Source organism: Legionella parisiensis (assembly GCF_001467945.1).
Lineage (GTDB): Bacteria > Pseudomonadota > Gammaproteobacteria > Legionellales > Legionellaceae > Legionella > Legionella parisiensis.
The window spans coordinates 1,119,317-1,132,012 of the sequence record NZ_LNYQ01000013.1; the positions used below are offsets into that span (position 1 = coordinate 1,119,317).

Genomic DNA, 12,696 nt, shown 5'->3' on the forward strand with positions numbered 1-12,696 from the left:
AAACCACTTAATGGTCACTTAAGATTCATTTTATATAATGGCAAACATTAGGTAAATTGTGGCCTATATATCCAAATAAGACCCACAATGATCTAACTTAAAAAATCAATGTAGAAAAAATATATTCACGGGGGAGTTTAAGATGGGCGCAAGTCGAGAAATTGTTGAACAGCAAATTAAAGATCTAAAAGATTATACAGATACCGTTGCTGCGGTTCATTTGTTAAAAGAGGTGGTAACAAATGGTGCAGTAGTAACAATAGGAAGTGCGAAAGAAAGTATTGATATAGAAAACAATAAAAAAGATCCGAAGATCGGAAATGTAGTAAAAGCGATTTTAGCAAAAGCCGGTAAGCCAGGGGAAAGCACTAAATGGGAAGATAAAGGCGACGGAAAACCACATCTTGAAGCTGCTATTACTATAGGCGGCGCAGTTTATACAATTGATTTAGTTTTTGAAGGCAATGATCAAACTGTAAGCACCACACAAAATTATACTGTAAATATCACCAGTAAGTTAAATTCTGAAGTAAGCAGAGGAAAATTATTCTTCGATCATGACCATACAGCTACTGTAAAACTCACCTATGATAAAGATGGTGATCTTCGTGCAGTAACCAAAAAAGGATTAGCCGTTGATACTAAATCGTTTGTTCCATATGCATATCAAAATGAAATTTTATCTAAATTTCATGACAGTTTAAAAGATCATAAAGAACAACGACTAGCGATTATGGGTACCGGTTCGGGTAAAAGTATTGTTATGGCAGGTATTGCTCAAGCCGTTGGGCGCACCGTCATGATTGTTCCTGATCAAACATTAGTAAACCAACAATCAAAAGAAACATCTGACCTGATTGGTGCTGGAGTGGTCAATGGTGTTAAAGTGACTCCACGAGTTTTCACTTTAGATACTCTTAAAGGTAAAGTGGACGTCCTTTGGGAAGCTTTGGAAAAGGATTTGAGTGATATAGAAGAAGAGGATGTACTAAAAATCCAAGCATATTTTCGCAAAGTGATTGCAGGCACTGAGCCTTTCGATCAAATTGTTTTACAAGCTGAGCACCCCCTATTCAAGATCATTGCAAACGAAATAAAAGATTCTATGGTTTTAATCGATGAAAGTCATCGCCATACATTTAAACCAGAAGATGCAGAACTTTTGAAAGGAATAAAAGCTCGTAATTCAGTCCTGGCATTAACAGCCACTCCAACTTCTGAGTTATATAATCTCTTTACAGGTAATCCTTTAGATGACTTAAGTCTTGGTGCTGCAATTGAACTTGGAACTATTCGACCAATTAAAGATGAAGTCGCTTATGTGAATGAAAAAAGTTTGACTGATCAAGCTGTGGCTCACTACTTTGATGATTACTATCTTGAGGAAGGTATGAGTGGTTATGTTGATCCCGTTGAATTAAAGAAACAAATCATCGAAGCGGAATCAGGAATTGAAGACTCTATAGCACAAGAAAGAGCTATTAATCAGGCTTTAGCATTGAACCGCATTCGTTGCCAACGTAACATGGGGTTTTCTGACGATAAAGCAACTCGTGAAAAATTGGCTGAGATCTATCAAAAAATCGCCAATGGAGATAGAGAGACTATTGAAAAATACCAAGGTGAAGTTGCAAAACTTAGACAAAAATCTGAATGTGACGCACGCTTGCAATTGGTTCAGAAATTTGGTGCCGTAGAAGAAGTAGAGTTCCGAAAAACTGTAGGTCTTCCGGTAGTGAATTTACAACAGGATATCGCTACAGAACAACAAAAAGATATTCAAAGAGCAATCAATAGCTATGCGCTTGCTCTTGTCTTCAATGAAAAGCATACAGATATCGCGGAAAAGGACAGAACTCACAAACTTGAGGACTATTTGAAAGAATGGGATCAGCATATTGCGAAATATAAAACGAAAAATGATGAGATACCTAAACCATTTCTTACCAAGCTTGAATCATGTGAAACAAAAAACAGGGAAACACTAAAAGAAGCTTTAGAAAAGTTAGGTGCACCAATTTCCAAATTGCCTACTGCACAAAAGGAAGCCATTACCAAATTGATATTGGACAGAGCAGAAACAATGGTAGCTAAAGTCAAAGCATCACAACCTGTATCTGAAGTGATAGCTGGAGCACCTCAGCCTAATTTAGTCACTTTGAAAGCAACGGAGAATTATTCTGGTGCAATTGATATGAGTACACCACAATCCACAATTGATGAACAACTCGCTCAAATCGAAGTAGGTTTGAGAACTCATATCGTAGCGGATCAGGTGATTGCAACAGGGGTGAGTATCAGAGATATCTTGAACGTGCAAATTATCAATACTAATTCGCCCGTTATTGAATCAGATATCAATGTGATTAACGGAATCCTGTCAGGACCACAGGCGGCTGGTCGTTGCGTAAGAAATAAAGACACTGAGGCTCGTGTTCAACAATACATTGATCAACGATATGAAGGCAAAGGTCTAATTCTTACTGTAGATGCGATCATTGATCCTAAAAACTCAGCAGAAAGAACAAGAGAAGTTATGAAGAACAGGGAAGAACAAGCTCAGAAAGAAGCGGCTGTTGTTCGCCTGTTGAAGTCTGAGTTAAAAGGTTTCGACGCGTTTACCTTGTTCCAACAATGTCTACCTTTACATGATAAAATTGAGGGGCTTGTTAAAAAATTAGACGTTCTCGATAATCTTTTAAGAGATAAAGAAAAGAGCGTGATTACTTACCGATTAACAAGGGATAGAACCGAAGAGCAATATGAGTCTCAGAAAGAATCTCTCGAACAAGATATAACAACTCTTGCGAAAGAGTTAGAAATAATCCCTGGAAGGAAAGATAAGGCTCCTGAAACCAGACTTCCATCTGAGTATTCTCGAAATGCATCACTTTATTTAATGTGGGTAAAAATAACTCTGAAACAAGCAACCCTGAATGCTGCAACAGAAGAAGTACGCTCCACTCTTGAACAAATAGATAAAGAGATAGAAAAACTGGAAGACGTTATCAAAGAAATTAAAGTTACGTACAAAGAAGGAAGTTTAGAACTGGAGAAGCTGAGAGTCCAAGAAGAGCGTATGATACAACAAATAGAAGAGGCCAATAAACGATTTACTTCTGTATAATCATGGAATAAATATTCTTCCTAGCACCTTAAACCCTCCCCTTGCGGAGGGTTTTTTATTATGTACTGGCAATGAGATCCCCAAGCTGGTCTTTACTCATCTTTAATAGTTAAGTAGATCAGAAGAACTAAAAAAGTAATAAATATTTGGAAGGCTGTTGTTATAGCCCCTCTTAGCGAGGATGACATCCATATGCCAAACCACTCACCAGCTACAGACATAAATACCACTTGCCAGGTTAAAAATCCCAAAGTAAGACCTGCTACAGCCCAATTCTTAGTACCATTAAATATGAAAGCGTTTGCATCCCGCACTTTAAATAACTTCCATGCTCCTACACCGCAAATTATCGTAGTTAACAATTCTAAACCAATGATAACCAGATACATTGCATGATGCAGTATGGGATTGGTAATGGCTCGATAACCAATTAAAGAATCCTGAAATATATCGTTCATCATCAGCGTGCGTTCAACCACAGCAAAATTGACATAATAATCAGAAACATTCCCGAAAACATCCAGAAGACAGTAAAAAGCAATTACCAGGATACATAGTATTTTTGATTTTCTTATCATTATTGCCCCCTGGTATTTCTGACAAAACGCAATAATATATGATCGGTTCGCGCTGTAGATTCATGAATGGCCTTTTTTGGGCTTAGCAAACCAGCAAACATCGCTTCCAAAACCTCGTCATTGATACTGCGAATCTGATTTTGTGGACCAAAACTTTGTAACGGCTTTTCTTGTAACTCACCTGCTAAATCAGCACGCGCCATCAATAAGGTAGGATGGCGACTGCTGCGCAAAATATCTTCATAAATACCTTGTAACCCTATGGGTAGATACCCTGTATGCTCATGCCAACGTTTTTGTGTTTCGGGTTTGGCAATATAGGCAAAAAATTGAGCTATCCCTTTATATTGTTTCTTCGTTTGTCCGGCAACTGCCCATAATGCAGCCCCCCCGGCAACATTTGCATGCCTTAGCTTACTTACTTCCGTATCCAAAGGCATACTGGCAATGCCTAAATGAAAGGGAACTAAGGCGGATAAACTGTTATAAGCTCCAGAAGATTGGCTAAATAAAGGACAAACACTACTAGTAAATAAAATGGTGGCATCATCTACCCTGCCTGCATAGCGAAAATAATGCAATGAGTGCCACCGTTTCAAGCGCTCAAAATGATGGAGTAATTGCGGCGTTGCATAAACAGCGCGTGCAGGATTATTCTGGGTTAACGGTAATCCATGAATCGCCAAAAACGATTCAAAAAGCACCCATCCAGGATAAGCTGTTGTATAGGTGCACTCATAACCCGCTTTTTTTAACCTCTCAGCCAATACCTCCATCTCAGACCAGGTACGCGGAAAATTAGCTTGGGAATAACCTACTTTCGCAAGTACATCTCGATTGTAATACAATGTTGCAACTGAGAGATTAAAAGGCAAAGCCATTAATTGCCCTTTATTGCTATAAAACTCCCGGACCGATGGAATAAAATCTTCTTGAGCCAAGCTCATCCCTTGTTCTTGCATCAGCTCATCTACCGGTTTGATTACTCCCTTTGGAGACTGCATAATAGCGGCGCCTACCTCAAAAATTTGCACGATTGCAGGAGAATGATGTGCTTTGAATGCAGCAGCAAAACTTGTTAATGTCTCTACATAATTTCCCTTATAAACAGGTTTAATAAAGTATTCACTTTGGCTTTGATTAAAGTCATCAGCAAGCAATCTGACTTCATCACCAAGATGTCCTGCCATTCCATGCCAAAACACCAGTTCAACCCGTTTTGCCTGGGCAGACAATGTAGAAAAGAGAATGAATAAAAAAAGAAATAATTTTTTCATGCCAGTAAATCAGGATAATCACTAAAAACCGCATCAACTCCCCAGCCCAATAACTTATTAGCCAAACGTCTGCGATTCACCGTATATGTACAAAGTACATATCCCGCTGCTTTAATTGCCTTAACCCGCGCCTCCGTTAAAACCCTGCGATTAAGGTGAATGGAAAAACAATCTAACTGCTTTGCTTTTTGCACCCATTGCTCATCCCAAGCATGCAGCAGTAAACCTAATGGCATTTCAGGAGCAATACTGCGACATAAAACTAAAGCATCCCAAGAAAAACTGGAAACCAAAGGCAAATCTTTATCCTGTGGCCAATAACGTTGAATGTGGCTCATTACTGTTACCGCAGTTTGCTCTTCGGTACCGGGATAAGGTTTAATTTCCACATTAGCCTGAGCACCTGAAAAAGATAACCACTTCAGCACCTCTTTAAAATGCGGAATATGTTCGCCTTTAAATTGTCGTGAAAACCAAGAACCTGCATCCAAAGAATGCAAATATCCGGACTCAACCATGCCTACATCACCGCGCCCATTTGTTGTTCTTTTTAAATTATCATCATGAATAACAAAGGGCTCTCCATCAGCACTACACATCACATCAAATTCAACAAAACGACATCCTAAAGCCAAAGCCTTGTCAAAAGCGGCCAACGTATTCTCAGGAGCATAAGCAGCGGCTCCCCGATGCCCAATAACTTTTTCAACCACCAACAAATTGATTCCCCTTTTATGAAAATGTAACTCCGAATTATGACTTGGCTTTACTATCTGGTTAATATTAAATGCTATAGCCTGGTCCCGCCTCCGCAAACAAGCATTTCTTGGATGCCACAAACAACCTCTTGGAAGATCCTCACAAATTTTACTCCACGTACCGTGCTTTATGCGCGAGCTATTGCTTACGATTCGAAGCAACCTCAACGATTGCGGTTAAGATTAATTCATTACTGACGGTCAAAACCGGAGCCGGGGTTGCTGCTTCTCCTACCATCATTGTATTCATTGTCTTCGCTTGATAAGGTCTTGGCAAAGGAGGATTGGTTCCCTCAGCAAAAACCAAATTACTGACGCTGTAATTTTGTCCTGGATATGCCTTATTAATACGAGCAAGCTCATCATTCACTTGTTGATACAAGCGTTGGCGAATTTGCCCTAAAACAGCTTGAGTTTCATCAAAACTTGGTTTGAAATCAACACTGGATATCTCATATTTAGCGCCAGGCAAACTCACATCTTTGGCATTCTTATAAATATCAGTTAACGCTTCCTGATTTACCCGTGCTTGTGCTTGCACATATAACTTTTCAAGACCAGAACTATCCTGTGATCGATCGAATTCGATCAAATGCCATTCTCCTTTTGCGATTTTGTTTAATCGCTCCATAATATCAGCACGTGCCTTCACTAAATCAGCACTGGTTAAAGTCACATTAATATTGACACCCAATAAAGCAGTTTGAGTTGTAACCCATTGTTTTGCTGAAACTTGGAAATCAATTTTATCAAGAACTAACTGAGGAGCAAAAATGGGAGGCGGTAAAGCATTTTCAGCAAAAGCTAATGGTGTGACTAACATTAAAGCCAACATTCTGACAGCTACTTGGCGCATGACACTCTCCAACTTGGTGAATAATGAAATTAAGTGTATACCAGCATACCTTAAGACACCAAATTATTAACCTTACCATTGATTTAATCAAAAAATAGGAATATAACTTCTGCAAAATATTTGCAAGAGGAGCATAAACAATGATGTCAGTGGACAATATATCAAGTACTAACCCAACAATAACCGAAGACGATTTCCTCGATTACGCTCTCTCTCATGGTTTTGGTGACTTACATTTTAAAGTGGATCCTGCAACTGGAATGAAAGCAATAATCGCAATTCACAATACCAAACTAGGTCCTGCTTTAGGTGGATGTCGTTTTATCGAATATCCGAGTACTTATGCCGCGATCCAAGATGCCATGCGTCTTGCTCGGGGAATGAGTTTCAAAGCGGCATCAGTCAACTTGCCTCTGGGAGGCGGTAAATCTGTTATTATCAAACCTCAGGGTGCATTTGATCGCGCGCAATACATGCATCAATTTGGTCGATTTGTTAATGAATTGAATGGACGTTATATCACTGCTCTTGATAGCGGAACTGAATTGCCAGATATGGATATCATTGGGGAACATACTCCCTATGTAGCCAGCTTATCCAAGTACCATGGCGATCCTTCACCGTCTACCGCCAGAGGGATTCTACGAGGCATTCAAGCAGCTGTGGCTTTCAAACTAGGAAAAGAAAGCCTCAACGGCATTCATGTAGCCATTCAAGGTTTAGGTCATGTTGGATTTTTGCTCGCCAGACATTTACATGAATTAGGAGCTACACTAACTGTTGCAGATATTTCTCCAACAGCAGTAGATCGTGCTGTTACTGAATTTGGCGCTAAAGCAGTTAGTACTGATCAAATTCATAAAGTTCCCTGTGACGTTTTTGCACCTTGTGCCTTAGGTGCAATTATCAATGACATCACTATTTCTCAACTGCAAACTACAATTATCGCCGGCGCAGCAAATAACCAGCTAGCTCATACCTATCACGGTAAAAAGCTGCATGATAAAGGCATTTTATTTGTTGTAGACTACGTTATTAATGCCGGGGGATTAATTTTTGCAGCATCTAAATATCTTCATACTCCTGAAGAAAAAATTAACGAACAGATCGATGCAATTTATGGCCATTTAACCGAAATTTTTGCCCTGTCTGTTAAAGAAAATTTACCTACTAGTGAAATTGCGGATAATTTGGCAAAAGAAAAATTATCTTAAGGGTTTGACAATTCACAAGATTGAGCCAAAATGAGGTGATTTTAAAGCATTGAAACGCAGCACGTAATGAAGTACGTGCGCATCAGTTGCATAAAATAATCATTTTGGCCAAGATAGTCTATTTGTATCAACAACCCCTGAAAGGATACTATGAAGCATTTAAGCCTAACTTCAAATCTTTATGAATACATGCTGGATAAGTCTTTGCGGGAACATCCTTCTTTGACTGGTCTGCGCAAAGTAACATCTGCTATGGAGTTGGCAAACATGCAAGTCGCACCAGAGCAAGCACAATTTATGCAATTGCTCTTGCGTTTGATTCAGGCAAAAAATGTTCTGGAGTTAGGTACATTTACCGGCTATAGTGCTTTAGCCATGTCTTTGATGCTGCCTGATGATGGAAAGCTGATTACCTGTGACATCAATGCGGAATGGACGAGTAAAGCACATTCTTTCTGGAAAGAGGCAAAACAGGACCATAAAATTGAATTACGACTTGGTCGTGCGTTAGATACCTTACATGCATTAATCGCTGAAGGTTGGGAACAAAAATTTGATTTTATTTTTATCGATGCCGACAAAACCAACTATGTGAATTACTATGAATTGGCATTAAAACTAATTCAACCTCAGGGGCTAATCGCTATAGATAATATATTTTGGGATGGTAAAGTAATCGACGAGAATGAAACAGGTGGCCAAACCAGAGAAATCAGGAAACTTAACGAATTGATTAAAAATGATCAACGTGTGTTTATTAGTTTATTGCCAATAGCCGATGGATTATTTTTAGTACAACCAACTTAAGAAACATAATGTAGCCTGGGTGTGTCCCAGCAGAATCCAGGGATTTTGAAAACCCGGGGTTCGTAGCACATTCACCTAAGCTACGGATATTTTCCTTCCCCATAGCCTCTGTAGAAGAAGGAATTGTTATTAAGTACCGAATAATTTTAAAGGAGTAAATAGACAATGCCAACAAACAACAACCCCTGTGGATTAGATGGTTTTGCTTTTCTAGAATTTTCAGGTCCAGAAAAAAAACTTCTGCATCAACAATTCACTGACATGGGTTTCCAAGCTATTGCACAGCATAAAAACCAAGACATAACCTTATTTCAACAAGGTGAAATTCAATTTATAGTCAATGCAGCAGCAAATTGCCAAGCTGAAGATCATGCCAACACTCATGGAGCAGGTGCCTGTGCTATGGGATTCAAAGTCAAAAATGCCAAAGCAGCATTAGAATATGCAATCAAACACGGAGCAACTGCTTTCGAAGATTGTACGCATGCTCATCATGGCTTACTTGGTATCCAGGCTATAGGCGGAAGTGTTATTTATTTTGTTGATGATCAACATCGACCCTTCTCTGCTGATTGGGAACATCAACCTAATAAAACAGTAGAAGGAAATGGTTTAATGATGATTGATCATTTAACTCATAACGTATTTCGCGGCAATATGGATAAATGGGCCCAGTTTTACGAATCCATTTTTAACTTCCAGGAAATTCGTTATTTTAATATTAAAGGCAAAATGACTGGGCTATTAAGCCGTGCTCTGGGTAGCCCTTGTGGAAAAATCAAAATCCCCTTAAATGAATCCAAAGATGATTTGTCACAAATTGAAGAGTTTCTTCACGAATATAAAGGGGAAGGCATTCAACATATCGCATTAACCACTAACAATATTTATCGTACAGTGCATACATTAAGAGAACAAGGAGTTAAATTCCTTGATGTTCCAGATACCTATTACGAAATGTTGCATGATCGCCTTCCCTGGCATGAAGAGCAAGTCAATCAACTTCAAGAAGAGAAAATTCTGATTGATGGCGAGAGAGATCCCAAACATGGTTTATTGCTGCAAATCTTTACTGAAAATATCTTTGGTCCTGTGTTTTTTGAAATTATCCAACGCAAAGGAAATCAGGGATTTGGTGAAGGTAACTTTCAGGCATTATTCGAAGCCATTGAACGAGATCAGATCAGACGTGGGACTTTGAAAGAAACATCGGTATAAAAATACAGCCGAGAGATGTTATAGCCCTGGGCGCGGCGCAGCAGAACCCGGGATTGAGAAGTAATTCATGCTCGTAAAAACCCGGGTTCGCTGCGCTGCACCCAGGCTACACCTATTAATGAGGGGCTTATGAAACTTGCCAGTTTAAAATCAAAATCACGAGATGGAGAATTATGCGTAGTCAACCAAGCATTGACTCTTGCAATACGTGTACCCCAGATTGCAGCCAATATGCAATATGCTCTAGAACATTGGGACACTGTAAAAGAAAAGCTGCAAAAGGTCTATCAACAACTCAATGAAGGGCATTTGGAAAATACCATCAGCTTTGATCCGCAACACTGCACATCCCCCTTACCCCGTGCTTATCAATGGGCTGATGGCAGCGCCTACGTTAACCATGTTGAGCTTGTGCGCAAAGCCCGTGGGGCTGAGTTGCCCCCAAATTTTTGGACTGATCCTTTGATGTACCAAGGAGGTTCCGATTCCTTTCTTGGACCAAGAGATCCCATTTTAGTTGCCGATGAGGCGTACGGCATTGATTTTGAAGCAGAAGTTGCAGTGGTAACTGATGATGTTCCTATGGGCATAAGTTCTAAAGATGCAGGTCAACATATTAAACTATTGATGCTGGTTAATGATGTCTCATTACGTAATTTAATTCCAGACGAGCTGGCAAAAGGTTTTGGGTTTTTCCATTCCAAACCTTCGAGCAGTTTTTCTCCTGTAGCCATTACCCCCGATGAATTAGGTACTGATTGGGACGGTCAACGAGTACACTTGCCTTTATTGAGCCATCTAAATGGACAATTATTTGGCCAACCTAACGCAGGAATCGACATGACCTTTTCTTTCCCGGAGTTAATTCAACACGCTGCAAAAACCAGAATCCTCAGTGCAGGAACAATTATTGGTTCAGGTACTGTCTCCAATCTTGATCGCAGCAAAGGTTCTTCGTGCATTGCTGAAAAAAGAATGCTGGAACTCATAGAAAACAGCCAAGCTAAAACGCCTTTTATGCGTTTTGGAGATCGTATTCGAATTGAAATGCGCGATAAACAGGGTACAAGCCTGTTTGGTGCAATCGATCAAGTCGTTGAGAGATATAAGCATGAAACTTTATGACTATTTTCGCTCGACAGCCTGTTACCGCGTTCGTATTGCCCTGAACCTGAAAAATATTGCTTATGAAAAAATTAATATTCATTTAGTGAATCATGGCGGGGAGCAACATAGTCCTGAATATCGAAAGATAAATCCTCAAGAATTGGTTCCTAGCTTGGAAATCAATGGAAAGGTTATCAACCAGTCACTTGCCATTATCGACTATCTGGATGAGACTTACCCAACTCCTCCTCTATTGCCTCAAAATCCGCTGGATAAAGCCACTGTAAAATCACTCGCCTTAATCGCTGCTTGTGATATGCATCCTTTGAATAATTTAAGAGTATTAAATCGATTAAAAGAGCAATTTCAGGCAAATGAAACACAAGTAACCGAATGGTATCACCATTGGCTTAAAGCCGGATTTGACGCTTTTGAAGCGAACTTGCGGCCTATTGAACGCAGTCAATCTTTTTGCTTTGGTAATACGGTTACTTTGGCAGATCTCTGCCTTATTCCTCAGGTCTACAATGCCAACCGGTTTTATTTTGCAATGGACAACTATCCTCTTATCAATGAAATCAATAGTCATTGTTTGACCCTGGAACCCTTCAAAAAAGCAGCCCCAGAAGCACATCAGATATAGTTTGTAGTATCTATTAGCCTATGTGAAGCATAGAATAATGACTTTTATGATATCTAAACCCGGGTTATGCTACGCATCACCCTTTAAAAGAAGGGATGGGATTTCCTGATTTTTTTTACAACATAATCAATTAAAATTTATCTAAAATTAAATAGTTAATTTTAAGGTAGCAAATAATTTCTCCTCATATACTGTTCAGAACCAAGCCTTACTCAGCTCTACAGTCACAACACCTTGGGGAGTTTTTTCAAGTATGCTCCATACCGTTTTACATCGTTGTAGATGACCAACCAGGTAATTTTTATTGCTGCATTTGTAACGTACTGGCATTTGATCATAAGTTTTTCCCGAATGAATTGCTTTACAACGCTCTCCAGTGGTTAACTCGACTCCCCAAGGATAAGCGCGAGACATATCCAATGTTTCATTGAGCTCATTATTCAAAGGCTGTTTCACATTAATCTGCACACTATCTCCAACCCAGGGAGATTCAGGACATAAAGCCTCTGTCCTGTTTGGACCTGCTTTAACAAAACAAGGATCATAAGTTTTGCCATTTGCACTACACCGCCAGGCATCTTCGCGGACGATAAGTTGTGATTGAGAATAGCACTCTCCTTTGAGTATCTTTTTCACTTGTGGAGTTACCTGTTCTATCGCATCACCGTAAGGTCTGTATAATTTTAATATCGTATCATTTGCTGCAGCCATAAAAGAACAAAAGAACAACGAAATACACAGTACTATTCCCAACATAATGTTTCCTCAATGATTCCTGGGCTCGCTTATAATTCTGTTATCTTGCTGCAAGCCCTTGATTCTCCGTACTCCGATACCCACATACTTTATATACAGCTGCTTCGGTGCCAGAAAAATCAACTCAATACAACTAAATCTCGGGAATTACACACAGCTCCCAATTAAGCACTTCATTTTTGCTGATATGAAATTTTAAAAGTTTTGTTTTAGGAGTACCACACTGGAGCAGAAAATCCATGCCTTTTAGTACCAAGATAGTAGAAATGCGGATAACCCCGGTGTATCATCTCATTTTTAGTTAAAGGTATCTATACTTCATGAGGTCACAAATTGCGATTTTTTGGCATATCCA

Annotated in this window: 11 protein-coding genes; 6 read left to right on the forward strand and 5 right to left on the reverse strand. The window is 39.4% G+C overall.

Annotated elements, in window-relative coordinates; translation table 11 throughout:
• Positions 1-142: 142 nt before the first annotated feature.
• Entirely contained in the window at positions 143-3,127 is a 2,985-nt protein-coding gene (locus tag Lpar_RS11020; RefSeq protein ID WP_058517985.1) for a DEAD/DEAH box helicase family protein, read from the forward strand.
• Positions 3,128-3,219: 92 nt separating this feature from the next.
• Here the strand turns inward: Lpar_RS11020 and Lpar_RS11025 are convergent, their stop codons facing one another.
• The 4 genes from Lpar_RS11025 to Lpar_RS11040 all read right to left on the reverse strand — a co-directional run bounded on the left by Lpar_RS11025 (position 3,220) and on the right by Lpar_RS11040 (position 6,596).
• On the reverse strand, positions 3,220-3,705 hold the full coding sequence (locus tag Lpar_RS11025; protein WP_082650374.1) for a DUF2165 family protein: 486 nt from the start codon (positions 3,703-3,705) through the stop codon (positions 3,220-3,222).
• Entirely contained in the window at positions 3,705-4,982 is a 1,278-nt protein-coding gene (locus tag Lpar_RS11030) for an extracellular solute-binding protein (protein WP_058517987.1), read from the reverse strand. The genes Lpar_RS11025 and Lpar_RS11030 overlap by 1 nt, the downstream gene beginning before the upstream one ends.
• Positions 4,979-5,698, reverse strand: coding sequence for a glycerophosphodiester phosphodiesterase (ugpQ, locus tag Lpar_RS11035; RefSeq protein ID WP_172465785.1), 720 nt, complete (start codon positions 5,696-5,698; stop codon positions 4,979-4,981). The genes Lpar_RS11030 and ugpQ overlap by 4 nt, the downstream gene beginning before the upstream one ends.
• A gap of 181 nt (positions 5,699-5,879) precedes the next feature.
• Positions 5,880-6,596, reverse strand: coding sequence for a hypothetical protein (locus Lpar_RS11040; RefSeq protein ID WP_058517989.1), 717 nt, complete (start codon positions 6,594-6,596; stop codon positions 5,880-5,882).
• 140 nt (positions 6,597-6,736) lie between these two features.
• Here Lpar_RS11040 and Lpar_RS11045 point away from each other — a divergent pair, with 140 nt between their 5' ends.
• The 5 genes from Lpar_RS11045 (at position 6,737) to maiA (ending at position 11,585) form a co-directional block, all read left to right on the forward strand.
• Positions 6,737-7,810, forward strand: coding sequence for a Leu/Phe/Val dehydrogenase (locus tag Lpar_RS11045; RefSeq protein WP_058517990.1), 1,074 nt, complete (start codon positions 6,737-6,739; stop codon positions 7,808-7,810).
• A 150-nt stretch (positions 7,811-7,960) separates the two neighbouring features.
• Complete coding sequence (locus Lpar_RS11050) at positions 7,961-8,617, forward strand: class I SAM-dependent methyltransferase (protein ID WP_058517991.1); 657 nt, start codon at positions 7,961-7,963, stop codon at positions 8,615-8,617.
• Between the two features lie 165 nt (positions 8,618-8,782).
• The gene (hppD, locus tag Lpar_RS11055; RefSeq protein WP_058517992.1) at positions 8,783-9,835 is read left to right on the forward strand and encodes a 4-hydroxyphenylpyruvate dioxygenase; all 1,053 of its coding nucleotides are present in this window, start codon (positions 8,783-8,785) and stop codon (positions 9,833-9,835) included.
• 129 nt (positions 9,836-9,964) lie between these two features.
• A complete protein-coding gene (locus Lpar_RS11060) occupies positions 9,965-10,960 on the forward strand; it encodes a fumarylacetoacetate hydrolase family protein (RefSeq protein ID WP_058517993.1) in 996 nt (331 codons plus the stop codon).
• The gene (maiA, locus tag Lpar_RS11065; protein WP_058517994.1) at positions 10,947-11,585 is read left to right on the forward strand and encodes a maleylacetoacetate isomerase; all 639 of its coding nucleotides are present in this window, start codon (positions 10,947-10,949) and stop codon (positions 11,583-11,585) included. The genes Lpar_RS11060 and maiA overlap by 14 nt, the downstream gene beginning before the upstream one ends.
• Positions 11,586-11,780: 195 nt before the next feature.
• Here maiA and Lpar_RS11070 read toward each other — a convergent pair whose 3' ends face one another.
• A complete protein-coding gene (locus tag Lpar_RS11070) occupies positions 11,781-12,341 on the reverse strand; it encodes a hypothetical protein (protein ID WP_058517995.1) in 561 nt (186 codons plus the stop codon).
• Positions 12,342-12,696: the final 355 nt, after the last annotated feature.